Here is a 23407-nt window from a genome sequence, read left to right on the forward strand (position 1 = left end):
CACGTATCGCAAAGGCGATACGTGCCTTTAACTTGGAAACACCTCACTGGTCACGCACGCCAGTTGTCCGGAGATCAGGTATTCCCCTGCCGAACAGGGAATGAAATACTGATCCCCTTTTTGTAACAGGCGTTGTTCGGTACCATCAGCTGCACGTACTTCACCTTGACCTGATACGACAGTCAGCAGTCGAAACGTCGGACTGTCGGATAAGCAGTACTCCGCCCCCTTGATATCATGATGGACAACCGTGAAGAAAGGGACTTCCAACAATGTCGTTTTCGTCCCGGAAGCCGTTGTCTCTCGAATTGGTCGGATCGTCAACGGTTCATCCGGAATCGTCGTAACGGCGATTGCTTTTTCAAGGTGCAGTTCACGGCGGTTTCCGTCGGCGTCGAGACGGTCATAATCATACAGTCGATACGTCCGGTCACTCATTTGTTGAATTTCGAGCAACACGATTCCTGGTCCAAGAGCATGAATCGTTCCACTCGGAATGTAGATGAAGTCCCCTTTCCGGACAGATTGATGACGAAGGCAGGCATCCCACTCCTTTCGTTCCGCACACGTCACGAGTTCTTCGCGACAAGACAAATGGTGACCAACAATGACTTCCGCTCCTTCCTCCGCCTCGAGGATATACCAACATTCATTTTTTCCGTACGGTTCGCCTTCCAACCGTTTCGCATCGTCATCATTTGGATGAACTTGGACGGACAAATACGAGGAGGAATCGAGCAGTTTGACGTGTAAAGGAAAAGCCTCCAGTGCGTATGGACCAAATAAACTTGTCCGGTGGGTCTGCCACAATTGATCTAGCGTCTGTCCTTGATACGGACCGTCCGCTAAAGGAGTTCGTCCGCTCGGATGTGCCGAAACCGTCCAGCATTCTCCGATTGATCCTGCCGGTAAATCGAAATGAAACAACTCTTCAAGACGACGACCACCCCAAATCCGTTCTTTGAATACTGGCTCGATTTTATACATAGACACTGCGAACTCCTTGATTGAAAAAGGAGCAACGCCCACCTCCATTTCTTCAATTCGTTACCTTTCTATACCCATTTATATACATTTATCAACAAAAGAATGGTACACCACAGAAAAAAATCCCGCCTCCATGAAAGACGGGATTTCGTTCTCGATTCATTCGATTTTTACAACGCTTTGATAATCGTGAGCGGATCTGTCCGTTTTGTATAATCAGCCGGGACGTCAGCAAATGAAACTTTACAGGACGGCTGAATAATGAACGTCGCCGGTTTCGGCAACTGCCAGTCCTCGTTGCCGTTATGTCCGGCAACGTCAAGACCGGATGCCTTGTACACGTCGATTAAATAGTCAGGCATGTCGAACACCAGGTCGAACTGACGGGCGACGACGTTATCGACATCACTCAACACCTGAAATGCCAGGTCGTTTTTTTCTTGTGTCGAAAGCGAATGATCCGGTGTTTCCGGACTGATCGCCACAAGCGTCGCTCCTTTTGCTTCAATTTTTTCTAATTCCCGTTGGTAGGCCCGAAGCTCCAGATTACAATACGGGCACCAGCCGCCGCGATAAAACGTCACGATGACGGGACCGTCTTGCAGCAGTTTCTTTAACGACACGGACTGACCGGATGCATTCGGCAACGTGAAGTGGGGTGCCTCGTCTCCGACGGTCAATTCTTTGGCGCCGTCTGATGCGGCTAACTCGTTTGTCGCTTGTGCCATCAACCGCTGTTTTTCCTGCGGCGCCTTTTGACGAAATTGTTCTTGATACGCTTGGATTTCTTCTAGTAGTGTTGACATGACTTCCCCTCCCTGTTTTCGTCCTAGCATAGCAGGAAAGGAAAAATCCGTCCGTTACTTTGCTCCGTCTGATTTCTTGCGGAACTGTTTGATGAAGCCCATCAAGCTTTCCGGCGTCAGTTCCAATTTGTTTTCGTAAGCATATTTCGTCCCGTATCCGAGCGCAAGTGTCGCCGTCGAGGCGACGCCGGCTCCGATGACGGCCCCGTATCCCGGGACCATCTTCGCCAGTTGCCGGAACGCCGTTTTGCCGGAGTTGCCGACAATCGTCACGACCAGTAGCTCCTTTGCACTTTCCTTCGAAAGATTCCGCTCATACAAGTTCGACAGTTTCAGCATCAGCCCGATTTGAATCGATGTCAACGGAATGATGTCGGCTCCCGGAAACGGGACGGCTCCAATCGCTCCTGCCGCCGTCCCTGCTCCGACGATCCAATTGTTCGCGATTTTCCCCCGTAACGCCGGATCGATCTCGCGAACAAACAGATTATCCTTGTTGAACTTTTTTAAGATGTCGAGCACCTCACGTCGCAGACGATCAATGTTCGTCCCGTCCATTGCTGAGACCGGCACGACTTTGGGTCCCGGTAACTTCGACTCGATATGCGACAGAATCGTCGTGAGGTCATTCGTCGCATCGATTTTCGTGACAACGATGACGATGTTTTTATTGTGGGCATAAATCTTCTTGAAATTTTTTGTTTCCGTTTCCGATAAGACGGTTCCGGCGGCGTTTAAGAAGTAGAGGATGACGTCCGCGCTCTGGTAAAACTTCCACGTCGTATCCGAGTTTAAACTGTTCGCATCGTTCAATCCCGGTGTATCAACGAAGACGACTTTATCTTCCGGATGTTGACGAATTTGATCAATCCGTGTCGTTTCCCCCGGTTTTGCACCGACAGTCGCAACTTCCCGACCAAGAATCGTATTCAACGTCGAGGATTTGCCCGCATTGACGTCCCCAATCAAGGCGACGGTCACTTCCTGTTCGAGTGACTGGTTAAAGTCGCGGCGTTCCGACTCAAACGATTGGTCAAACACTTCTTCGAGTTTTCGTTTTCGTTTCTGCTCATTGGTCTCAAGACCTTCTCCAAAAAAATCATCCATCTTTATCCCTCCTGAAAATACCTGCTGTCGGTCTTTTCCCGTTCTCCATTGAAATCATCCCCCAAAAGCGATACGATTAATTATGGATAATGTTACCAAAAAAGATGAAATGAGGCGTTCTTCATGAAGAAATGGCTTTACATACCACTTGCTGCCCTTGTCTTGACCGGATGTAATCAAGAACAGGTACAAGAAACCGTTCCAAAAAAAGCAGCCGCGGCTGACTACACATCGAGTCTGACGATTTCTCCCGTCTCCATCACCGAAGGCGAAGAAACATTTGCGGCGCTTGGCAATCAACAGATCGGTAGCGTCCAGTTAAAAGGAAAATTGACGAAGACACACTGGCTCAAAGCGGTCGAATATCTTCCGAATAAAAAAGAACACACCCTTTTTACGCTCGAACTCAAACCTAAAAAATATGATACACAAGTCCGGTTCAGCCAGTCATTTTCAGACGATAAAATTCATCTCGGCATCGATGCCAATGGTACGACAGTTCAGGGTGACGACACGTTTACAAATCTTGATGATTACATGATCCGGGGAGCCGATTTCCGCTCCAGCGCTTCTGCCGCCACCCCGTATAACCTGCTGATGGTTTATCATATGACGAAAAACAACGGGATTCGTGGCTTTAATTTAAACGACGTCACCCGTCCGGCTGACGTCCCGCTCAAAAAGGGTGAACGGATTTTCGGGATCGTGTTATCCAATCGAAAGTGAGGGTGCATGTATTTTTTCAAAAAGGGAAACGGATTTTGAAATCCATTTCCCTTTTTGATATGTTTCTGTTCTATAGTTGACTTCTCCGCTCCAGTAAAACCGTATCCCGCCAGACGCCGGCCAATTGCCCGATCCGTTCCCGCCGACCGACTTCCCGGAAACCAAACCGTTGGTGAAGTTTCAGACTGGCCGTATTTTCCGGAAAGATTTGCGAATGCAACGTCCAGATACCCGCCGCTTCACTTGCTTCAATAACAGCGTGCATCAATGCGGTGCCGATGCCTTTGCCGCGCGCGTCTTCATCAATATAAAGACTGACTTCCGCCACCCCCTGATAGGCGGGAATCGACGAAAACGGACTGATGGCGACCCATCCGAGCACTTTCCCGTCTTCTTCTGCCACCAGCCGGCTGTGCGTGTGGTGATGGGCATCCCAGTAATCAAACGCAGGTACTTCTGTTCGGAACGTCGCGTTCTGAGTCTCGATGCCCTGTTGGTAAATCCGACTGACTTCCGGATAATCGGCTGTGGTCATTGCCCGTAAATTCATCATCTCCAACTCCTTGTTAAATCGATACCCGTTTGGAGTTCAACGTCCGGTCGGGTTTTCCTGTTACGGAAACGGTTCAAAGGCAATCCGTAAGCAGACTTTATTTCGATGTTACGCGAACTTCCTCTTTCGTCCTAAGCAATGTCACCAACTGGTCGAGTCGCTCGATCGTATAGGTCGGCGTCAGTTCCGCCGAAGCCGCGGCGTGACCGGGATTAAACCAACATGTCGCAATTCCTGCCGAGATGCCGCCCTGAATGTCTGCCGTCAACGAGTCGCCGATGATCAACGTCTGATCGCGCGTCGCGTCCGGGATCCGGTCAAACACGTAATCAAAAAAGGCCGGCATCGGTTTTTGATAGCCGGTTTCTTCCGAGACAAAAATCCCGTCAAAATAAGGCGCCAGGCCAGATCCCTTGAGTCGTGCATGTTGCGTCGCCGCGACACCGTTCGTCACGACATACAGCTGATACTTCCCTTTGAGTGAGTCGAGCAACTCGATTGCTCCTGCAATCAATTCCGTCCCTTGACTCAAGTACGCGCGGTAACGCGTATCCATTCGACTGCCGTCGACCGTCCGGCCCTGCTCGGCAAAAAACGCTACAAAACGTGACGCAATCACTTCCTGCCGTGTTACCTCGCCCCGTTCAAGTGCCTGCCATAAGGAGCGGTTGATTGTCCGGTAACGGGCTTCCCGTTCGGCCGTCCATTCGAGCTCTTCCTCTTCAAACAGTTGCCGTAAGGCAGCGCGTTCCGTCGCATCAAAATCAAGCAAAGTATGATCGATATCAAATAACAATGTCGTGTAGTTCATCCGTCAGGCTCCTTTTCGTAACATCCGTCGTTCGGTTATCGTGCCGCCGATTTGGAATAATAAAACACCGCCACCAATCAGGACAACGCCGACGGCTTTCGTCCACGTAAATGCCACTTGATCGAGACCAAACCACCCGAGCGTATCCCACAGCAAGGCAAACAAGATTTGTGAGACCATGACAATTGAAATCGCATAACTCGGTCCGAGCTGTTGCACCCCTTGCGTTACACACAAAACGACACCGACTCCGATGATGCCGCTGAACCAAAACCATGGTTGCATCCCACTCGTTGAGAAAAGACCACCGCCTTCAACAAGCAGTCCGATCGTCAGTGAGGCCAGGAATCCGAGTCCGAGGACCAGCGTCGTCGTCGCCCATGCGCCGACCCGTTCCTTGACCTTGGCATTAAACGTATTCTGAATACAGACCATCATTCCGCCGAATAAAGCCAGAACTATTCCAAGTGTCATCTTCTTTCCTCCTCACTCATAGATACTTTCGCCGACCCGTTCCGTCAAGCCGTCCCGGTCCACGATCGTAATCGTCCGGTTCGTCCGCTCAATCAAGCCGTCCTGACTGAACTGCCGCAGGACACGGTTCAGGTGACGGTAACTCGTGCCGATTAAATCTGCCGCATCGACGAGATCACTGACCGGTAACGTCGGTGTTTCCGGTGTCATCGATAAGAGGTAACTGGCGAGTCGAACTTCGACCGGATACAGCAGGTTAAAGCTCATCGAATGCGACTTCAGCTCAAACTTCATCGTAATCGTCTCGAGTAAAAAGCGGAGCAGTGCCGGATTATCGGCTCCGTTTTGTTCCAGTGCCGCATAGGAAATGCTGACCGCTTTGACCGGTGTGACCGCTTCGACCGTATTCATCAATGGTGTCCGGCGGACGTATTCGATATCGCCGACCAGATCAAACGGATGTTTAAACGATAAGACGAGCCGTTTTCCGGTCGCTGACATATGGGTAATCTTCAGCTTCCCCTCGAGCAACAAGTAGATCCGGTCCGCCGCGTCGCCTTGACGACACAGCCAGTCTCCGGCTTGAAAAGCGACCGGTTGTAAATGCTCCCGCAACCCGCCGGCAAACACTTCCGTCAATTGAAACCGTGCCAAATACTCATCCAGTTGTGCTTGTTTCACGTTCTTTCCCCCTTACCATTTCAAGATCAGCACGCCGCCGATCATCATCAAAATGCCGATCACTTGCGGCAACTGCAACCGCCGCTTGATCATTCCGAACCATCCGTTCCAATCAATCACCAGTGCTAAGCCAAGCTGGGCAATCAGGAATAAAGAGATCGTCAACGTCACACCCATCAAATGAACGGCTGTCATGTTACTGAATAAGACGGCAGCGGCCAATGCTCCTCCGGATAAATAGAGCAGCTTAACCTCTTTCATCTGCCGGAACGTCCGGTCACGCAGGATTAACGTAATCAATAAGGCGACGACAAAACCGGTCATCTGGGTCAAGGTCGCCGCTTGCCACGTCCCGATGCTGTTGCTGATTCGGGCATTGGCGACACTTTGGAGTGTCAGAAAAAAACCGCCGCTGATTGCAAAAAGAATGCCGCGCATCATTGTCCCTCCTCTTCTTGATTTTCATACCTTCATTTAAACGAAGCCTCCCTGAATGATAAAGGACATTTGTCCTGAAAGGAAACGTATATCTTTTCTCATGAAAAAACCGCCTCGTCGTCAGACAGGCGGTACAGGTTTAAATTTTCTTCACGAACTCCGACTTCAACTTCATCGCACCGAGTCCATCAATCTTGCAATCGATGTCATGATCCCCGTCGACGAGACGGATCCCTTTGACGCGCGTCCCTTGTTTGACGACAAGCGACGTGCCCTTCACTTTTAAGTCCTTGATGACCGTGATCGTATCACCGTCGTTCAGTACATTACCGTTCGCATCTCGGATGACGTTAGCTTCTTCTGCCGCTGCCGTATCGGCGGCCGTCCATTCATGGGCACATTCCGGGCACACCAATACGTTGCCGTCTTCGTATGTATACGCTGAGCCACAGTTCGGACAGTTCGGGTATTCATTCATGCTGATTCCTCCAGTACTTGATCGATTCTTCTCTTTGATTATAACAGCGATCCTGCAAAAGAAAGCCGTTTTTCCGCACAACAAAGGAGACAGATGTTAAAGTCTGTCTCCCGTTGTCATCTGAAAACTGACTGCTGCGTCAGTTCGCACACTTATTCATTTTCTAACTTTTTAATCGCTTCATCGAGTTTTTCCTGATCCTCGTCCGTCAGCTTCGGATACTGCGGATCGATGTCACGCAGGACGTCATTCATGACTTCCGTCACGATGTAACGGGTGAACCATTCGTCATCGGCCGGCAGGACATGCCACGGCGCGTGTTCCGTTGACGTGTGCGAGACGAGCTCGGCAAAGATGTCCTGATACTCATCCCAGTGCTCCCGTTCTTCCACATCGCTGAACGAAAACTCAAAGTTTTTCTTCGGATCTTTGATCCGTTCGAGCAATCGTTTTTTCTGCTCGTCTTTTGAGACGTTAAACAGAAACTTGACGACGCGGAAGCCGTTCTCAACAAGATAACGTTCAAAGTCATTGATTTGGCGGTAACGCATTTTCCAGACATCTTGATCGTCCGGTACTTCCTCTTCTTCCAGCAGGTCATGAATCCGTGGTGCGATGACCTCTTCGTAATACGACCGGTTCAAAATACCGACTTCGCCTTTTGCCGGCAATCCTTCGTGAATCCGCCAGAGATAGTCATGCTTTTGCTCCGTATCGGACGGTTTTTTGACGGAAAGCGTCCGTAACCCTTGGGCGTTGAGATTCGAGAAGATATAGCTGATGGCTTCATCTTTTCCGCCGGCATCAATCGCCTGTAAAATCACGAGAACTCCGTTTTTTTCTTCGGCATGCAGACGCCAATGCAATTCTTTTAATTCCTCGACACTTTTCGGAATGTGCTGATCCAGTAACTCGTCTTCTGCAATCCGGTTTTCATCCGACGTCGGATAATCGGATAATCGGATTGATTCCCCTGGTGTCACACGGTATTTTTTAATGTTCATGGTAATCCCCCTCGTTTTTATGTACGTAAGGGATATTTACCCAAAGCACTTCAGAAGGAAACGTTCAGGTGAACTTATCTTTGAACAAGTTGTCGTAAGCCGTCTTCGAGAGAGACCGGTGGCCGACCGAGAATTTGTTCAAAATCCTGACTCTCAACCGCCAGCGTTCCGGCCGCAATCCCTTCTTGAATCGCCTGTAGCATCGGCAGCAAAAATTCCGGGACTCCCGCTTGTTCCATAATTGCCGTGTAGGTCACAGCATCGACCTGATTCACATACACCGGGCGACCGAGGACCTGTCCGAGTGCCTCTGCAATCTCTTGTTGCGTATGGAGAGGACCTGACAGTTCATAAATTGATTTTGTCGGCTTCGGGTCAACCAAGACCGTCGCGATGGCTTCGGCATAATCTTCCTGGAGCGCCCAACCAACTTTACCGTTTCCGGCACTCGTCAGCCAGTCTTGTCCGGCTTGGACCGCATCGATCGTCGACTGTTCGTTCTCCAAGTACCAGTTATTCCGGAAGAACAAAAACGGAATCCCTGTTTCCCGAATTAACTGTTCCGTCACTTGATGCGTCCGTGCCAGGAAATTTTGACTGGCTTCCGCGTTGGCGATACTCGTATAGGCAATCAAGCCGACTCCGGCTGCTTTAACTGCCTCAACTGCTGCCGTATGTTGACGGATCCGCGTCGCTTCTTCGCCGTCGGTCGAGATGAGCAAGAGCCGGTCGACGCCCGCAAAAGCTTCTTGCAGCGTATCCGGTTTATCAAAATCACCATGACGGACTTCAACACCGCGCGATGCTAAATCCGATGCTTTTTTCGGATCGCGAACGCTGACGATCAGATCATCGGCTGCGATTTTCGTTAAGAGGTGCTCGACAATTTTCGTTCCTAATTTTCCGGTTGCTCCGGTCACAAGTAGTTTCATAGACGTAAGCTCCTTTTCTAATAAGTTTCTACCTGTATCCAATTGTATTACAGGTGATATACTATGAGGAGTAGGCACTTTTTCGATACCAGGTCACACAAACCGAACTATAGGAGGAATTCCCGATGAATCAAGCTTCGACAACTGACTCCCCTCTGTCTCAAAGAACAGCTTGTCCTGTTACCCACGCGCAAAATATTATGACCGGCAAGTGGAAAATCGTGTTGCTTTGGCATCTCAGTACCGGAACGAAACGGTTTCACGAACTCGAACACCTGTTGCCGGGAATTTCAAAAGGCATTTTGACGCGACAATTACGGGAACTGGAAGCAGACGAAATGATCGATCGGAAAGTCTACCGGGAATTCCCGCCGAAAGTCGAATACTCCTTAACCGATACCGGGCACAGTTTTCTGCCGATCCTCGACCAGATGGCGGCTTGGAGTAACCACCATTTCCCACCCGAATCCGAATCGTGATGCTAAAAAGGGCGACTTCCATTGTTGGAAATCACCCTTTTTCAAGGATTATTATTCTGTTACGACCGCTTTGAAGTGCGCGTCCATTGCCGCTGCAACACGCAATCCGGAAATGACGGCACTCTCGACCCGTGTCCGTCCGGACGTATCTTTCGGATCGAGGAAGGCATCTCCTGCAAGCCAGAGCGGATGTTGATCGAGCTTCAGATAAGGCGTGCGGAAGACGTCGCGCGCCTGCGCATACCGCCAACGTTTGAGTTGGCGGGAGATGATCGTGACCGGTCCGAGTTGCTCCTGCAGTAACCGTTCAATTTCCGCAAGCGTCGCGTCTTCCCCTTTGTCATACCAGGATTCACTCCAGTCCCCAGCCATATAGACACTCAGAAGCGGGGTCGCCGACACTTCTTTTTGCGCATTGTTGACGATTTTTAACATTCCGGTTGCGAGACCTTCATCAAGTAGACCGACCTCACCAATTTCGAGCGTTTCCTGAATCTCGAACAAACCGACGAACGTCGGCTCAAACGTCACTTTCCCGAGACGGGCGTGATCGGATTCAACTAACGTCAGCGGAGATGCTTCCAGTAAGTCATAAGCTTGCGGCACCGGTGCCGTCAGCAGGATGGCATCATACGTCCGTGTTTCTTCAGACGCGATGGTTTGAAGTCCGGGTGCATCCGACACAATCCGTTCAACTTGTTCATTTAGATGCACCGGAATGTCACGGGCTATCGATTGAACGAGCTGATTCATCCCGTTGACCGCAATGTAGCGGGGAAAGTCATCCCCGAACCATTTTCGGATCAGACCCTGTTCCAGCCAATCGTCCACTTCTTGCGCCAACTCGTCCGTCCGGACCGTAAAGAAAACAGCCCCATGATCCGCTGTTCCCTGGTCGATCCGTCTCGTCGCCATCCGTCCCCCGACACTTTGGCTTTTTTCGATGACCTCGACCGCATATCCTTCCGTCACCAATTGACGTGCCGCAAAAATTCCGGCGAGCCCGCCACCAATAATCCCAATCCGTTTTTGTTGTTCCATCCAAATTCCCCCTCTACTTGCTTCATTTCCACAAGTATAGCGGTTCGCTCGTCAAACGACGTCTTTTAACGTTCTTCGAATATGCTCGTCCGTTCCAACTCGACCAGTACACGGGCATGGTTGTGATTGAAAAACTGTTGATGGTGCTCCAGTCCGCGCTGCACACACCAACCGATTCCCGTCAGTGCTTCAAACAGACGGTAGTATGGTAAATAGACTTCAATCGGTTCCGATGTCCTTACTTGCCCGTAACCTTTTTGATAGGCGTCAAGCAACTCCGGTCCTCCCTGAAACACATCCTGGTCGAGTTTCGTGAAGTCGATCTCCGTCGCTCCGAAACGTGAGGTCTCAAAATCGATCAGTCCGGTGAGTGTCTCACCGTCCGCGAGCAGATTACCGAGCCGGAAATCGAGATGAACTGCGACAGGACGGGAAGGTTCCGGTAACTCATGTTCACGCCGCTTTAATTCCGTAAAAGCAGCTTGATAGAGTGCAGGTGACAAGACCTGCCGGATTGCCGAATCGAATGAGGTCATCTTTGCATTTCGGAAGACACGCCAGTCCTGTGAGGTAAACGCGGTGAAGCCGTTCTTCTCAAAATCGCCGTACGCGTCGCGTGTACAGTTGTGGAGTGTTGCATGCAATTGTCCGATTTGCGAGGCGAGCGTCGGTGTAACCGTCTCAATCGTCGAACCGGTCAGTGCTTCGAGCACAAACGCCCCCGTCGTCTGCCCGGTCGGTCGCGCCTCCATGAGAATCTTCGGCACAGCAACACGACTGGCTAAATACGTTAACCAGCCGTGTTCCCGATACCATTTGTCGGCAGTGTAAGGTCGCTTTAAAAACACGGTTCGTCCGTCGCGCAGTAGCAGCCGGTCAACATCCGAACTGTATGAATCGGTGACAGGAAAACTATCCGCGACATCGAGATCAAACAATTGAATCCAGTCTTCCCGCGTCATGAGGATTCCCCCAATCGTTTTTCGGTAATTTCACCTAGCAGCTCGTCAATCGGTCCAACGTACGTCGCGTAGGCGGGATAATCCGCTTCTTCCATTTTTCGTAATTCAATCATGAGGTTGCTCCTTTTACGTTCTAAATTGGTCATGGATCGGTTTAAACAACTTATCCGATGAGGGACGGACAACCGCAAAATGTTCGACATTGTAGTGTCCGTGCAAGACTTGGTTGTGGTGGGCAATCATCTGCTCCGCCGATAAAACATCGGAACCGTTCGTCGTATGTCCGTCGGCAACGAGTGTCACATCAAATCCGTTGACGGTTGCACTGCGGACAGCCGTATCGATACAGTGTTCCGTCTTACAGCCGAGGATGACGATATGTCCGACCTGTTGCTCTTTCAGATGACTGAGCAACGGCGTACCGTGAAACGAATTAGTTGCGGCTTTGTCGAACGTGACCGCCTGATCCGGAATCTGAATCGAGGGATGCACCGCAAAACCGGATCCTTGTCCGCTCGCGACATCAAGATCCCGGATGAAGACAATCGTATGATCATGATCGCGCGCTTCTTGTACCACATGATTGATGACCTCAATGACTTCTTCCTTCGCATGCACACCGGATTCTTCTGCTGTCCCTTCGACGAGATCGTGTTGAAAATCAATGACAAGTACCGCTTGTCGCATCTGAATGCGCCTCCTTTTAGTTTCTTTACTTTCTTTTTTCCCTTCCCTACTGGAAAATCCTGTTTTTTACAAGAAATTTCAAACCTTTACGAAACTTTTGATCGATTTGATTCGTTGAATAAGACGATGGAAAGGATGTTATATATGGAATTGATTCCACTCTTTTTTACAACTTTCATCATCGTCTTGGCCGTGAATCTGTTTCTCGACAAGATGATTATGAATCGTCAGATCACGCGACCTGTTTTTTTGAAAAATTTGCTGATCTGCTTCTTGATTTCGCTTGTCTTATTAAATATCTTTTACTTACAATCTTTGATGAGCTGACAAACAAGACCGCCCACCGGATACGAGTGGGCGGTCTTGTTTGTTTTAATACACTTCGTAATTTTGTCCCGTTTGTGCCCCTTCGATGCTTTTTTCGAACGCTGTCGCGACACGCGATGCCGGAACCGCTTCGAATCCACGGAAAAATGGTCCATACTTGTCGAGTGACTCAATCAACACGTTTGGACTGACACTGTTGATCCGGATACCCCGTGGCATCTCAATCGCCGCGGCATGGACAAATGCTTTGACCCCGCCGTTCGCAAGAGCAGCGGACGCGCCGTGGCGAATCGGATCGTCCATCATGATACCGGTCGTCAATGTAAAGCTTCCTCCATCCCGAACCGTCTCCAAACCAAGCAGGACGAGATTGACCTGCCCCTTTAACTTACTGTCGATTCCGATCTGATTTAACGCCGGTGTCAAATCCGTCAACGGTCCGAAGTGTGCTCCGCCGGTCGAACTGACGACGGCATCGATCGGACCGACCGCTTCGTACATCGAACGGATGCTGGCTTCCGACGTGATGTCGACTTGGACGTCCGCTCCTGTTCGTCCGGCCCGGATAATCTCGTGCCGCTCCCCTAATTGCGCGACGATTGCTTGACCGATTGTCCCGCTCGCTCCGACTACTAAAATTCTCATCTGTTTCTCCCCTTTCTGAGTCACCTACGTGTTTAGCCTACTGCATTGAAGAGGTCGGTTTCAAGGATGACTGCCCCCTGATATAGACAGTCCTTTACGCTCCATTCAAACAGTCAATGACATGCCCGTTCGTAAGAAATACAGAATCCGAAAACCGATATAGCTCGAATCCTTACGCTGCTCGTTTGTTTTTCGGTAATAGGCATTCCAGTAACTGATGATTCGCTGCTCAATCCGTTCAAGATAGACTTCGTGTCCTTGAACAAAGGAACGTAATTGTACCTCTGACCACTGATGTAAGATCGGTTCGATTCGTTCGAGAATTTCTTTGACGTATTCTCCGGTCAGTTCCAACAGATAAAGCAACGCCCAGTCTGAAGTTGCCTGTTCTTTTTCCAGCAGGCGGACGTATTTTTCACGGACATAGCCGTCATGGTGACGTGTATACATACAGTACAGCAACCATCGCTGGGATTGGGATAAGGTGTGGATTTTTTCTTCTGCTATTTCATCGAAGTACATGCGGGACGGCAAAATCAACGTTTCTTGCCAATACGCAATTTCAATTGTCCCCGACATCGTGGGTCTGAACCATCGGCGCGGCAAAAGACGTGTCACGACTCGTACATCTTCTGCACAGGATTGTGGAAAGGCTTGGACCCAGTACCCTTTGATACTCATCTGCTTCACTCCTTTTGATCTATCGTGTCGTTAGTCCATCAATTTTCCAACTATTTTTCATCACTTTTTCTCCATGCCAATAGATAATTGCGTATCCTGCATCTATTTCTTTCTTTTCTTTTGGATGGATTTCGATTTCACTATCGTAATCACAAAAAGCGTATTGAAAGCGGGTCACACCGGTCAGCTGCTGCATGAACTGAATCGCGATGTCTTCTAGTCGATCGATCCCTACTTCTTCAAATCGCATTTCATTAAAGGAAAGAACAAAACCAAAAAACTGTTGTTCTTTTTGAATACTGATCCCAATCGGAATTTCTTTCATTTCATGGCAAGCCGTTAGACAGATTGATACTTCACCGTAGTAATAACGAGTGAGTAAGGCACAATCCACCTCTTTTTGATGACTCTCCACCCACTTCTCCCCGTCCTCGTCTAAAGAAACGTGGGAGTGCACTATTCGTGCCCCTTGCTGTTCAAGATGGTGAAGGAGTCGGCTTAGTTCCTTCTCGATTCGGTTTGTTTCATCATATACTAATCCGACACTGATCATTGTGAGATATTCCCCTTTTTAAAACACATCACTAAAAATACCCTTTCAGATGCAACCATCTGAAAGGGTATAGGATGAGTCAATTATTCAACTGTTACCGATTTCGCCAAGTTACGTGGCTTGTCGACGTCGCAATCACGGCCAAGTGCCGCATAGTACGAGATCAACTGAAGCGGTAAAACAGACAAGAGTGGTGACAAGAGTGGCTCAACTGCTGGGATGACGAATGCATCCGTCGGCAATTCAAGACCTTCTGCTGCGATGACACACGCGTTCGCACCACGTGCGACGACTTCCTTGACGTTGCCTCGGTTGTTGAGGTGAACGTGTGGTTGTGTCACGAGGGCGATGACCGGTGTGTTGTCTTCGATCAAAGCGATTGGACCGTGTTTCAATTCGCCGCCGGCGTAACCTTCTGCTTGGATGTACGAAATTTCTTTGAGCTTGAGAGCCCCTTCCATTCCGACATACGCATCTTGACCACGACCGATGAAGAAGGCATTGCGTGATTCAGACAAGTATTCTGAAGCGATTTCTTGGAACCGTTCTTTTTGTGACATGACCGACTCCATCGCGCTTGAGATTTTTCCGAGTTCTTTCAGGAGATCGAAGTTAACCGCGACACCTTTTGCTTGAGCGAGGTCAAACGCAAGGACTGCGAGCACAGCGATTTGTGCTGTATACGCTTTTGTTGACGCCACTGCGATTTCAGGACCTGCATGCAACAAGAGCGTTGCGTTTGCTTCACGTGACAACGTTGATCCTGCGACGTTTGTGATTGTCAGTGCCGGATGACCGAGTTTTTTCGCTTCGACGAGAACTGCACGGCTGTCCGCTGTTTCACCTGATTGAGAAAGGAAGAGGAACAGTGGTTTCTCAGTCAAGAGTGGCATGTTGTAGCCGAACTCAGACGAGATGTGGACTTCTGTCGGGATACCCGCGATTTGCTCGATCAATTGTTTTCCGATCAATCCTGCATGGTAGCTTGTTCCGCAACCGATGATGTAGACACGGTCACGTCCAAGGACTAAATCACGGACTGACTGATCGAGTGTGATTTCGCCTGACTCATTTTGGTATTTCTGAACGATGTTCCGGATAACTGCCGGCTGTTCGTCCATTTCTTTGAGCATGTAGTGCGCGTACGTGCCTTTTTCGATATCTGATGCATCGATTTCTGCTGTATACGCGTCACGCTCTTTGACGTTCCCGTCTAAATCTTGGATTGTGACACTGTCACGCGTCAAGATGATCATTTCGCCGTCATGCAACTCAACGAATTGATCCGTTACTTGAAGCATAGCCATTGCGTCAGACGCAACAACGTTGAACGTACCGTCACCGAGACCTACAAGAAGTGGTGATTTATTTTTTGCGACGTACAAGACATCCGGGTTCTCTGCATCGATTAAAGCGAGTGCATACGAACCGTGAAGCACACGAAGTGTTTGACGGAATGCTTCTGTCACGTCACCTGTTGCGGCAAAGTTCTTTTCGATCATCTGAACGATGACTTCTGTATCCGTGTCGCTGAGTAAATCAACATTGAGTTCTGCTTTTAACTGCTCATCGTTTTCGATGACACCGTTATGCACGAGTGTGAAACGTGATGAAGCACTTTGGTGCGGGTGGGCATTCGGTACACTTGGGACACCGTGTGTCGCCCAACGTGTGTGACCAATTCCAACAAGACCATCTGCTTCTGCAGGAACAACTTCGCGTAGCGCAGCAATCCGGCCGACTTCTTTATGGACTTGAACGCCGTCGTTGACGAACGCAAGACCAGCCGAATCATAACCGCGGTACTCGAGTTTTTCGAGTCCCTTTAATAAAATTTCCTTTGTGTTCACTTGTCCGATCATACCTACGATACCGCACATAATTGTTTCTCTCCCATTTACAAGTATTTCCCTGAAGAGGAAACGGCTCTTGTCGAGAGCTGTCATCACGCATCTGCTTGTCCGTCTAATCACTTAAACGATTTCAGACACGTTTACGGTACTGACATGGTACCGGGAGGCATCCGCCGAATGATTCGATAAACCTCCACCTCGTCAGCTGCCTATCACATAGACAGCCCTGGCGCTTTTTAATTCTGTCCGACCCCGTTTCTGTCCGACTTTACAATCATACGAACTTTATTTAGAAAAAGCAAGAAAGGTAACGTATCTGTAACTATTCCCGATTTTTTTCTAAATGATACCTCTAATACCTAGATTTTGTAAAAAATTATCCCATGTTTGCTTCATTCACCGGCGATACTCTGAAGCACAAGAAACCTCTCTTTTATTTTGCTAAACTTCTAAATCCCAGAATAATAAAAAAAGGAACGGATGTTCATCCGCTCCTTTCGTTCACTCAGTTTTCTTGCAACGCATAGTTTTCACGGACAACGTTCGCGATCCGCTCGACATACATGTCACATGCTTCTTGCGTCGGCGCCTCCGCCATGACACGGACAAGTGGTTCTGTTCCCGATGCCCGCACAAGAATCCGACCGTTTCCAGCCATCTCAGATTCGACTTCCGCAATGATTGACTGAACGGCAGGACCATTCATCGCACCGTTTTTATCCGATACACGAATGTTGACGAGACGTTGCGGGAAGACCGGCATTTCTGCTGCGAGTTCCGACAATTTCTTGCCTGTCGCCTTCATGATTTGCAAGAGCTGGACGCCTGACAGCATACCGTCTCCCGTTGTTGAATAATCCATGAAGATGATGTGACCTGACTGTTCGCCGCCGAGTGTATAGTTGTTTTTACGCATTTCTTCAACGACGTAGCGGTCACCGACCGCTGTCTGCAACGCCGTCATGCCGTGTTCTGCGACTGTTTTATGGAAACCGAGGTTACTCATGACGGTCGCGACAATCGTACTGTCTTTTAAGCGACCGATTTCATTGAAATGTTTCCCGCAGATGAACATGATTTTATCGCCGTCGACAATTTTACCGTTCTCATCAATCGCAATCAGGCGATCGCCGTCGCCGTCAAATGACAGACCGATATCTGCGCCTTTTTCAAGGACAAAGTCAGCCAAATGTTCAGGGTGCGTCGAACCGACACCTTCGTTGATGTTCAAGCCGTTTGGCGTCGTTCCAATCGTCGAAACTTCCGCTTCCAAATCACCGAACAGGCGTGGTGCAAGACTTGACGTCGCACCGTGTGCCCCGTCGATCGCGACGTGGATGCCTGAGAAATCTTCATCCGATGTCTGACGTAACATATGCAGGTACTTTTGTGCGCCTTCATAGTAATCGTGGACGAATCCGAGTTCTTTCCCGGACGGACGTGGTAACGTATCTTCCGCTTCGTCCAGCAGTCCTTCGATTTCAAGTTCTGTCGCATCATCAAGTTTAAAGCCGTCTGAACCGAAGAATTTGATTCCGTTGTCTTCAACCGGATTGTGTGACGCGGAGATCATGACGCCCGCTGTCGCATCCATTGTTTTCGTCAAGTACGCGACCCCCGGTGTCGAGATGACACCAAGACGCATGACTTCCGCTCCGATTGACAAGAGTCCGGCAATCAAGGCATTCTCAAGCATTTGTCCGGAGACGCGTGTATCGCGCCCGATCAAGACTTTCGGACGTGTGCTTTCGTGTTTCGTTAAGACATATCCGCCTGTCCGGCCAAGACGATATGCCAGTTCAGGTGTCAGTTCTACGTTTGCGACGCCGCGGACGCCGTCAGTTCCAAAATACTTACCCATATATAATTTCCTCATTTCAAAAAGTTGATTTAATTGGTTTGAATCGATGTCCGGGGAATCGCTTTAAGTGTGATATCCATGTTATCCGGACGCAACACATCAAACGCTTTGGACGTCTGATATGAAATCGGTAAGCCGTGTGTACCTTCTTTTAAACCTGTCACATCTAAGACAGCTTTTATATCCGTCGCATCAATCGAAGCGAGATCCGCTTCATTACCACGGACGACAAGATCAATCGTTTGTTCGTAATCAATCGTATACTTCGATTCATCGAATCCGTTTAACGTCACCGATATACCGGAAATCGTTTTTTCCGCCCGATCTTCGACAGTTTCGGTCGTCGCTTTGGCATTCTCTTTCTCGACGACGATACTGACCGTGACGGACGTTGGCTCCATTGCAGTCACATTGTCCGGCTCCATCAATTTGACGGTTCGATCCACTGTCTGTGTCAATCCTTTTAAGGAGACGGCTTCCGTTTCGACCGAACCGATGCGGGACAGTTCCTCTTTTGTTCCATATAAACGGGCTTCCGTCGTGACCGGAACAATTTTGACGACTTTATATCCCTTTTTGACAGCATCTTTTGTCTCGACATTAATCGGGACGGTTTTACTTTCTTTATAAATCGGAACGGTTACTTCGAGTTGCTCGGGATCATACGTTGCACTGATGGCATTCCCGTTTGCATCTGTGGCTTTGACGTTAAACGATTCTTTAAACGTCTCGGCCCGCCCCGTGACATCAATCGGAACTTGAATCGCCGTGATGGCTTGTAATTTCTCTGCCCCGCCTGTCACGGAGACGGTTTGTTGGGTCGGTTGCGCTTCACCAACAACGTAACCTTCTGCAATCTTATTTTTATTTAACAAAGCGACTTGAACCGGGACTTCTTTCGTGACCTTTTTATCGAGGAACACTTCAATCGTTTCCTGTTTCGGGGTCACTTCAACATCTTTGCCAAACCCGCTGGCAGCCAGGCGGACACGATGGTATCCGGGATCCAGACCTGTCAAATCAATCGACAAACCAAAGTCTTTGACGAGCCGGAGCATGGTTAAACTGCTCGACGGCCCTTTGACTGTCGTCTCGATTGTTTTTGGCGTGTTATAGACAACCCATTGTGCTTCGTCATACTTGACCGTCACCGGTACATCGAATTTCGTCGATCCTTGACCAGCGACCGGCAACAGGCTGGCAGCATCACTTTTCCCACTCGAATTCGTGCCTGCCACCATCAGATACAGCATGACCGCCAGCAAAACAGCAACGATTCGGAGAAACCAACGTTCATTGAACCATTTCTCGAACATTATTTTTTCGCCCCCATCCAGTTGAAGAAGGAAGTATTCGTCGGTTCGGCTTTCACGATCGTTTCGATTAATTTTGTCCGCAGTGAAGCTTCGTCAAGCTCCCGGTACAGTCGACCGTTAATGGCGAGCGAGACACCGCCTGTTTCTTCAGAAACCACGAGTGTGACACTGTCCGTCACTTCACTGACGCCAATCGCTGCCCGATGACGTGTTCCGAGATCTTTCGAGATATGTGCACTCTCAGACAACGGCAGATAACAAGCAGCTGCCGCCAGTTTTCCTTGTTGAACGATGACGGCTCCATCATGGAGCGGCGTATTTGGAATAAACAAATTGATCAGCAACTGACTCGTGATTTGTGATCCCAGCGGAATACCGGTTTCAACGTACTCACTAAGCCCTGTCTCCCGCTCGATTGTGACGAGTGCTCCAATCCGGCGTTTGGACATGTATTGTGCTGATGTCACCAATGCATCAACAATCCGGACTTGTTCATCCTCATCACTCACTGCACTCCGTGAAAAGAATTTACTCGTTCGTCCAAGGTGTTCGAGCCCTCGGCGTAACTCCGGTTGAAAAATGATGATGATCCCGAGCAGACCATACGTAATGATTTGGTTCAGCAGAAATTGTAACGTCTTCAGTCCGAAGAATCCGCTTAAGAACCAGCTGATCAAAATAACCGAAATCCCTTTGATCAATTGGACTGCTTTTGTGCCTTTGACAATGATCATCAGACGGTAAATGACGAATGTCACGACCGCGATATCAATCACGTCGTTAATATAATCGTACCAATGTACGTTTTCTCCCAGTTTCAACAATTGAAATTGAAGTGGTTGCCAGTTGAAGTAATTCACCAACCGTGCCCCCTATCTCATCTGATTTAAACAGCTTTCATTATAGCACAAAGGGACGAGTTAGACTCGTCCCACCTGACTCATTCAAAGATTCGTTTAATTCCGTACCAGACCCGTTCAAACAGTTGATCAATCTGTTTGATCTCGCCCGTGACGTTTCCGGCACTGGCCGTGTAGGCTTTTCCATCCACTGTCGTCACGTCGCCGTTGACGTTGCCTTCAATCCGGACGTTTCCCCCTTCAACATAAAGATCTTGATTGACGGTAACCCCTTTCGGAACAACAACTTCACCATTCTCAGCGACGATGCCAGGTACATTCGTATAGGACAAATCGTGTTCTTCCTGTGTCAGGTAACCGCCGAGACTGCCGACGGATAACAACATGAAGATCGAAGCGGCCGCAAGTAACGGATACTGCTTCATCTTCCCGCCGAAGCGGGACGATTTTCTGAGCGGAGTTACATTCGGTTGGTCCACCTGTTCGGGCAATTGTGCCAGCACGCGGGATGTAAAGTCCGCCGAAAGCTTGGGTGCTGGAAGCGTACGTAACTCAGCATCGAGGAGCCGATACTCTTCGAACTCGTCCATCGCATTTGCTTCCCGTAACTCCGCTTCAAGTCGTTTGAAGTCTTCCGGAGGTTGGTTTTGATCTAAATAATCCTGTATCCGTTCATACACTTTTTCTCGTGTCATGGTGAGTGCCTCCTTCTCATCGTTTGGCAAAATGCTTTTTCAGCGCTTCGCGTCCTCGATGAATTCTAGTTTTAACCGTAGCGACTGGTAAATCGATCAGCTCACTGATTTCTTTGAGCGAAAGATCTTCAATATATTTCAAAACAAGTGGAATCCGGTATTTTTCAGGTAAGCCGGCAATCGCTTCCCCCACATCTTGGCGTTGTTCAGAATCAATGACTTGATCTTCCGGCAACTGGTCCTTGCTTTCGAGCTGGGAATACAACGTCAATCCCTCAGTCCCCGACATCTCGGCATCAAGGGAATAATCGGGACGTTTCTTGCGAAGTCGATCAATCGACACGTTCGTCACGATCCGGTACAACCACGTTCGGAACTTCCACTGGGCATTATACGATTCAATTTTCGTGAACACACGGATAAAGGCTTCTTGCGTAGCATCCTCTGCTTCCATTCGATCACGTAGAACACGGAAGGCGACTAAAAAGGCACCTTCTTTATATAGATCAACAAGTGCCGCAAATGCATCACGGTCGCCCTGCTTCACCCGCTCAATCAAGCGTAGTGTTGTTTCTTCCACTTTGAATACCCCCCGCTCTATGCGGTCAATCTCTTATACGGAGTCGACCAACAAATGTTTCATCTCAATTTGAATTGTAACAAAAAAAACTTGAACTCTGACGAAAAGAGTTCAAGTTCCATCCATTATTTTACTAAACGGTGCGCCTGCATATACTGGAGCAAGTTTCCAATCAATTCATTTGCAAGAATCGCTGTCCCGTTTTCTTCTTCCAACAATGGATTGACCTCTACGAATTCAGCAGCAATAAAATCATCTTGTCCGGCGCAATGACGTAAAACCGTCTTCGCATCATCAAGCATGATCCCATCGGCGACTCGTGTTCCGGTTCCTTCCACGAGGCTTGGATCAAGTCCGTCCATATCGAAACTGAGGTAAAACGCATCAGTCGTCTCTTTTAAATAGGCAATTGCTTCTTCCATGATGACATCCATGCCCCGTGTCCGAATCGCTTCCATGTCATATACACGGATGCCAAGACGATCGATCAGTTCCTGTTCTCCGGCATCGACATCTCGTAAGCCGATGAAGACAAGGTGTTCCGGTTGTAATTTAATATCGTTTCCACCGATTTCCGTTAAACGCTGGTGACCTTCTCCCAGTGCTACAGCAAGCGGCATTCCATGAATATTACCGGACGGTGAAGTCTCCGGTGTGTTCAAATCACCATGCGCATCAAACCAGATGACACCAAGACGCGGAACGGCTTGTCGCAACCCGGCGATGGTTCCGATCGCCATGCTGTGATCGCCTCCGACGAGTAACGGGAAACGTTGCTCACTCAGTGCATCGCGGACAATCAAATGTAAGTCGTTTGTCGTATGAACGACACCTTCTAGCCGTTTCAATTGCGAATCTTCTTCCCGGACCGCATCTTCAGATAAAACAGCTGCTTCCCCATAGCGCGCTGTCTCTTGTCCGTTGACCGCAAGTGTCTCGAGTAATCCTGCTTCTTCGACTGCAGCCGGTCCTTGCTCTGTCCCCGGTTTTCCTTGACCATACCGATACGGTACGCTGATATATGCAATGTTCATCGACCTGTTCCCCTTTACTTAGTAAGTTACCTTAATTGTAAGCGGTAACAAGACGATGGTTCAACTCGACACGATGACGCATGATTATACAAAGATCAGACGACAAAAAAGCACCGTGAGGATTCTCACAGTGCTTTCGCGTACGTACTTTAATTGCAGGCATTTCAAATATAAAAAAACTTAAGTCGAACGAAACTCGCTTAAGATCTTTAAGCAAAATTTGGTGGAGCCTAGCGGGATCGAACCGCTGACCTCCTGCGTGCAAGGCAGGCGCTCTCCCAGCTGAGCTAAGGCCCCAAATAAAAATAAAAAGCGGAAGACGGGATTCGAACCCGCGACCCCGACCTTGGCAAGGTCGTATTCTACCACTGAACTACTTCCGCAAAATATGAGCCATGCAGGATTCGAACCTGCGACCCTCTGATTAAAAGTCAGATGCTCTACCAACTGAGCTAATGGCTCGACATGGTGGGGGGGGGCGGATTCGAACCGCCGAACCCGAGGGAGCGGATTTACAGTCCGCCGCGTTTAGCCACTTCGCTACCCCCCCAGTTTGTCTAGGAACTATACAATTGAAAAAAACAGTGCCGGCAACAGGAGTCGAACCCGCGACCTACTGATTACAAGTCAGTTGCTCTACCAGCTGAGCTACACCGGCGAAAAATAAAAATGGTGACCCGTACGGGAATCGAACCCGTGATACCGCCGTGAAAGGGCGGTGTCTTAACCGCTTGACCAACGGGCCATTGGCTCCGCAAGTAGGATTTGAACCTACGACCTACCGGTTAACAGCCGGTTGCTCTACCACTGAGCTATTGCGGAATAAATAAAAATAA

At 49.1% G+C, this 23407-nt stretch carries 26 protein-coding genes and 7 tRNA genes; 2 read left to right on the top strand and 31 right to left on the bottom strand.

Annotated features, from left to right (window positions below; all coding sequences use genetic code 11):
• Positions 1-27: 27 nt before the first annotated feature.
• The 3 genes from ACHA8N_RS01915 to ACHA8N_RS01925 form a co-directional block, all read right to left on the bottom strand.
• Entirely contained in the window at positions 28-987 is a 960-nt protein-coding gene (locus ACHA8N_RS01915) for a type I phosphomannose isomerase catalytic subunit (protein ID WP_393964556.1), read from the bottom strand.
• Positions 988-1157: 170 nt separating this feature from the next.
• Positions 1158-1793: a peroxiredoxin-like family protein gene (locus ACHA8N_RS01920; protein ID WP_393964557.1), complete on the bottom strand. Its 636-nt coding sequence runs from the start codon at positions 1791-1793 to the stop codon at positions 1158-1160.
• A gap of 54 nt (positions 1794-1847) precedes the next feature.
• Complete coding sequence (locus ACHA8N_RS01925; protein WP_393964558.1) at positions 1848-2900, bottom strand: YcjF family protein; 1053 nt, start codon at positions 2898-2900, stop codon at positions 1848-1850.
• Positions 2901-3023: 123 nt separating this feature from the next.
• Between ACHA8N_RS01925 and ACHA8N_RS01930 the strand changes: the two genes are divergently transcribed.
• Positions 3024-3626 carry a hypothetical protein gene (locus ACHA8N_RS01930; RefSeq protein ID WP_393964559.1) on the top strand — a complete coding sequence of 201 codons (603 nt, stop codon included), beginning with the start codon at positions 3024-3026 and terminating at the stop codon, positions 3624-3626.
• A gap of 70 nt (positions 3627-3696) precedes the next feature.
• On the opposite strand, the gene ACHA8N_RS01935 is transcribed toward ACHA8N_RS01930, so the two are convergent.
• The 8 genes from ACHA8N_RS01935 to ACHA8N_RS01970 all read right to left on the bottom strand — a co-directional run bounded on the left by ACHA8N_RS01935 (position 3697) and on the right by ACHA8N_RS01970 (position 8997).
• Complete coding sequence (locus ACHA8N_RS01935) at positions 3697-4176, bottom strand: GNAT family N-acetyltransferase (protein WP_393964560.1); 480 nt, start codon at positions 4174-4176, stop codon at positions 3697-3699.
• Positions 4177-4276: 100 nt separating this feature from the next.
• The gene (locus tag ACHA8N_RS01940; protein WP_393964561.1) at positions 4277-4990 is read right to left on the bottom strand and encodes a YjjG family noncanonical pyrimidine nucleotidase; all 714 of its coding nucleotides are present in this window, start codon (positions 4988-4990) and stop codon (positions 4277-4279) included.
• 3 nt (positions 4991-4993) lie between these two features.
• On the bottom strand, positions 4994-5464 hold the full coding sequence (locus tag ACHA8N_RS01945) for a DMT family transporter (protein ID WP_393964562.1): 471 nt from the start codon (positions 5462-5464) through the stop codon (positions 4994-4996).
• A 12-nt stretch (positions 5465-5476) separates the two neighbouring features.
• Positions 5477-6145: a Crp/Fnr family transcriptional regulator gene (locus tag ACHA8N_RS01950; RefSeq protein WP_393964563.1), complete on the bottom strand. Its 669-nt coding sequence runs from the start codon at positions 6143-6145 to the stop codon at positions 5477-5479.
• A gap of 12 nt (positions 6146-6157) precedes the next feature.
• Positions 6158-6583, bottom strand: coding sequence for a DMT family transporter (locus ACHA8N_RS01955; protein ID WP_026829591.1), 426 nt, complete (start codon positions 6581-6583; stop codon positions 6158-6160).
• Positions 6584-6722: 139 nt separating this feature from the next.
• Positions 6723-7061 carry a zinc ribbon domain-containing protein YjdM gene (locus tag ACHA8N_RS01960; RefSeq protein WP_028107224.1) on the bottom strand — a complete coding sequence of 113 codons (339 nt, stop codon included), beginning with the start codon at positions 7059-7061 and terminating at the stop codon, positions 6723-6725.
• Between the two features lie 152 nt (positions 7062-7213).
• Positions 7214-8065: a PPK2 family polyphosphate kinase gene (locus tag ACHA8N_RS01965; RefSeq protein WP_393964564.1), complete on the bottom strand. Its 852-nt coding sequence runs from the start codon at positions 8063-8065 to the stop codon at positions 7214-7216.
• A gap of 74 nt (positions 8066-8139) precedes the next feature.
• Positions 8140-8997, bottom strand: coding sequence for an SDR family oxidoreductase (locus ACHA8N_RS01970; protein ID WP_393964565.1), 858 nt, complete (start codon positions 8995-8997; stop codon positions 8140-8142).
• Positions 8998-9122: 125 nt separating this feature from the next.
• On the opposite strand from ACHA8N_RS01970, the gene ACHA8N_RS01975 reads away from it, so the two are divergent.
• Positions 9123-9476, top strand: a complete 354-nt coding sequence (locus ACHA8N_RS01975; RefSeq protein WP_393964566.1) for a winged helix-turn-helix transcriptional regulator — start codon at positions 9123-9125, stop codon at positions 9474-9476.
• A gap of 51 nt (positions 9477-9527) precedes the next feature.
• On the opposite strand, the gene ACHA8N_RS01980 is transcribed toward ACHA8N_RS01975, so the two are convergent.
• From ACHA8N_RS01980 to ACHA8N_RS02075, 20 genes are all read right to left on the bottom strand, one after another.
• The gene (locus tag ACHA8N_RS01980; protein ID WP_393964567.1) at positions 9528-10517 is read right to left on the bottom strand and encodes an NAD(P)/FAD-dependent oxidoreductase; all 990 of its coding nucleotides are present in this window, start codon (positions 10515-10517) and stop codon (positions 9528-9530) included.
• A 65-nt stretch (positions 10518-10582) separates the two neighbouring features.
• Positions 10583-11479, bottom strand: coding sequence for a phosphotransferase enzyme family protein (locus tag ACHA8N_RS01985; RefSeq protein ID WP_393964568.1), 897 nt, complete (start codon positions 11477-11479; stop codon positions 10583-10585).
• A 126-nt stretch (positions 11480-11605) separates the two neighbouring features.
• Positions 11606-12166 carry an isochorismatase family protein gene (locus ACHA8N_RS01990; RefSeq protein ID WP_393964569.1) on the bottom strand — a complete coding sequence of 187 codons (561 nt, stop codon included), beginning with the start codon at positions 12164-12166 and terminating at the stop codon, positions 11606-11608.
• A gap of 372 nt (positions 12167-12538) precedes the next feature.
• On the bottom strand, positions 12539-13138 hold the full coding sequence (locus ACHA8N_RS01995; protein WP_393964570.1) for a short chain dehydrogenase: 600 nt from the start codon (positions 13136-13138) through the stop codon (positions 12539-12541).
• Positions 13139-13243: 105 nt separating this feature from the next.
• Positions 13244-13819, bottom strand: a complete 576-nt coding sequence (locus ACHA8N_RS02000) for a hypothetical protein (protein WP_393964571.1) — start codon at positions 13817-13819, stop codon at positions 13244-13246.
• 19 nt (positions 13820-13838) lie between these two features.
• Entirely contained in the window at positions 13839-14372 is a 534-nt protein-coding gene (locus tag ACHA8N_RS02005) for an Imm64 family immunity protein (protein WP_147511512.1), read from the bottom strand.
• A gap of 83 nt (positions 14373-14455) precedes the next feature.
• The gene (glmS, locus tag ACHA8N_RS02010) at positions 14456-16252 is read right to left on the bottom strand and encodes a glutamine--fructose-6-phosphate transaminase (isomerizing) (protein WP_147511511.1); all 1797 of its coding nucleotides are present in this window, start codon (positions 16250-16252) and stop codon (positions 14456-14458) included.
• A 478-nt stretch (positions 16253-16730) separates the two neighbouring features.
• Positions 16731-18086 (bottom strand): phosphoglucosamine mutase, encoded by a 1356-nt coding sequence (glmM, locus tag ACHA8N_RS02015; RefSeq protein WP_393964572.1) that lies wholly within the window; start codon positions 18084-18086, stop codon positions 16731-16733.
• A 29-nt stretch (positions 18087-18115) separates the two neighbouring features.
• Positions 18116-19402, bottom strand: a complete 1287-nt coding sequence (locus ACHA8N_RS02020; RefSeq protein ID WP_147511509.1) for a CdaR family protein — start codon at positions 19400-19402, stop codon at positions 18116-18118.
• Entirely contained in the window at positions 19402-20262 is an 861-nt protein-coding gene (gene cdaA, locus ACHA8N_RS02025; protein ID WP_147511508.1) for a diadenylate cyclase CdaA, read from the bottom strand. Before cdaA ends, ACHA8N_RS02020 begins: the two co-directional genes overlap by 1 nt.
• A gap of 80 nt (positions 20263-20342) precedes the next feature.
• Positions 20343-20957: an anti-sigma factor gene (locus tag ACHA8N_RS02030; protein ID WP_393964573.1), complete on the bottom strand. Its 615-nt coding sequence runs from the start codon at positions 20955-20957 to the stop codon at positions 20343-20345.
• A 16-nt stretch (positions 20958-20973) separates the two neighbouring features.
• Positions 20974-21537: an RNA polymerase sigma factor SigW gene (sigW, locus tag ACHA8N_RS02035; RefSeq protein WP_026834285.1), complete on the bottom strand. Its 564-nt coding sequence runs from the start codon at positions 21535-21537 to the stop codon at positions 20974-20976.
• A 125-nt stretch (positions 21538-21662) separates the two neighbouring features.
• Positions 21663-22571, bottom strand: coding sequence for an arginase (gene rocF / locus ACHA8N_RS02040; protein ID WP_393964574.1), 909 nt, complete (start codon positions 22569-22571; stop codon positions 21663-21665).
• A gap of 221 nt (positions 22572-22792) precedes the next feature.
• Positions 22793-22868, bottom strand: a tRNA-Ala gene (locus tag ACHA8N_RS02045).
• Positions 22869-22882: 14 nt separating this feature from the next.
• Positions 22883-22954 (bottom strand) — tRNA-Gly (locus ACHA8N_RS02050).
• 6 nt (positions 22955-22960) lie between these two features.
• A tRNA-Lys gene (locus tag ACHA8N_RS02055) sits at positions 22961-23033 on the bottom strand.
• Positions 23034-23037: 4 nt separating this feature from the next.
• A tRNA-Tyr gene (locus ACHA8N_RS02060) sits at positions 23038-23121 on the bottom strand.
• Between the two features lie 35 nt (positions 23122-23156).
• A tRNA-Thr gene (locus ACHA8N_RS02065) sits at positions 23157-23229 on the bottom strand.
• 12 nt (positions 23230-23241) lie between these two features.
• Positions 23242-23316, bottom strand: a tRNA-Glu gene (locus ACHA8N_RS02070).
• Positions 23317-23318: 2 nt separating this feature from the next.
• Positions 23319-23393 (bottom strand) — tRNA-Asn (locus ACHA8N_RS02075).
• Positions 23394-23407 lie beyond the last annotated feature (14 nt).

Origin of the sequence: Exiguobacterium sp. S22-S28 (assembly GCF_043359615.1) — a bacterium.
Taxonomy (GTDB): Bacteria; Bacillota; Bacilli; order Exiguobacteriales; family Exiguobacteriaceae; genus Exiguobacterium_A.

What these genes read in the sequence shown, in the direction of transcription:
- ACHA8N_RS01915 (WP_393964556.1), bottom strand. Translation starts at nt 987, where the DNA reads ATGTATAAAATCGAGCCAGTATTCAAAGAACGGATTTGGGGTGGTCGT.
- ACHA8N_RS01920 (WP_393964557.1), bottom strand. Translation starts at nt 1,793, where the DNA reads ATGTCAACACTACTAGAAGAAATCCAAGCGTATCAAGAACAATTTCGT.
- ACHA8N_RS01925 (WP_393964558.1), bottom strand. Translation starts at nt 2,900, where the DNA reads ATGGATGATTTTTTTGGAGAAGGTCTTGAGACCAATGAGCAGAAACGA.
- ACHA8N_RS01930 (WP_393964559.1), top strand. Translation starts at nt 3,024, where the DNA reads ATGAAGAAATGGCTTTACATACCACTTGCTGCCCTTGTCTTGACCGGA.
- ACHA8N_RS01935 (WP_393964560.1), bottom strand. Translation starts at nt 4,176, where the DNA reads ATGAATTTACGGGCAATGACCACAGCCGATTATCCGGAAGTCAGTCGG.
- ACHA8N_RS01940 (WP_393964561.1), bottom strand. Translation starts at nt 4,990, where the DNA reads ATGAACTACACGACATTGTTATTTGATATCGATCATACTTTGCTTGAT.
- ACHA8N_RS01945 (WP_393964562.1), bottom strand. Translation starts at nt 5,464, where the DNA reads ATGACACTTGGAATAGTTCTGGCTTTATTCGGCGGAATGATGGTCTGT.
- ACHA8N_RS01955 (WP_026829591.1), bottom strand. Translation starts at nt 6,583, where the DNA reads ATGCGCGGCATTCTTTTTGCAATCAGCGGCGGTTTTTTTCTGACACTC.
- ACHA8N_RS01960 (WP_028107224.1), bottom strand. Translation starts at nt 7,061, where the DNA reads ATGAATGAATACCCGAACTGTCCGAACTGTGGCTCAGCGTATACATAC.
- ACHA8N_RS01965 (WP_393964564.1), bottom strand. Translation starts at nt 8,065, where the DNA reads ATGAACATTAAAAAATACCGTGTGACACCAGGGGAATCAATCCGATTA.
- ACHA8N_RS01970 (WP_393964565.1), bottom strand. Translation starts at nt 8,997, where the DNA reads ATGAAACTACTTGTGACCGGAGCAACCGGAAAATTAGGAACGAAAATT.
- ACHA8N_RS01975 (WP_393964566.1), top strand. Translation starts at nt 9,123, where the DNA reads ATGAATCAAGCTTCGACAACTGACTCCCCTCTGTCTCAAAGAACAGCT.
- ACHA8N_RS01980 (WP_393964567.1), bottom strand. Translation starts at nt 10,517, where the DNA reads ATGGAACAACAAAAACGGATTGGGATTATTGGTGGCGGGCTCGCCGGA.
- ACHA8N_RS01985 (WP_393964568.1), bottom strand. Translation starts at nt 11,479, where the DNA reads ATGACGCGGGAAGACTGGATTCAATTGTTTGATCTCGATGTCGCGGAT.
- ACHA8N_RS01990 (WP_393964569.1), bottom strand. Translation starts at nt 12,166, where the DNA reads ATGCGACAAGCGGTACTTGTCATTGATTTTCAACACGATCTCGTCGAA.
- ACHA8N_RS01995 (WP_393964570.1), bottom strand. Translation starts at nt 13,138, where the DNA reads ATGAGAATTTTAGTAGTCGGAGCGAGCGGGACAATCGGTCAAGCAATC.
- ACHA8N_RS02000 (WP_393964571.1), bottom strand. Translation starts at nt 13,819, where the DNA reads ATGAGTATCAAAGGGTACTGGGTCCAAGCCTTTCCACAATCCTGTGCA.
- ACHA8N_RS02005 (WP_147511512.1), bottom strand. Translation starts at nt 14,372, where the DNA reads ATGATCAGTGTCGGATTAGTATATGATGAAACAAACCGAATCGAGAAG.
- glmS (WP_147511511.1), bottom strand. Translation starts at nt 16,252, where the DNA reads ATGTGCGGTATCGTAGGTATGATCGGACAAGTGAACACAAAGGAAATT.
- glmM (WP_393964572.1), bottom strand. Translation starts at nt 18,086, where the DNA reads ATGGGTAAGTATTTTGGAACTGACGGCGTCCGCGGCGTCGCAAACGTA.
- ACHA8N_RS02020 (WP_147511509.1), bottom strand. Translation starts at nt 19,402, where the DNA reads ATGTTCGAGAAATGGTTCAATGAACGTTGGTTTCTCCGAATCGTTGCT.
- ACHA8N_RS02030 (WP_393964573.1), bottom strand. Translation starts at nt 20,957, where the DNA reads ATGACACGAGAAAAAGTGTATGAACGGATACAGGATTATTTAGATCAA.
- rocF (WP_393964574.1), bottom strand. Translation starts at nt 22,571, where the DNA reads ATGAACATTGCATATATCAGCGTACCGTATCGGTATGGTCAAGGAAAA.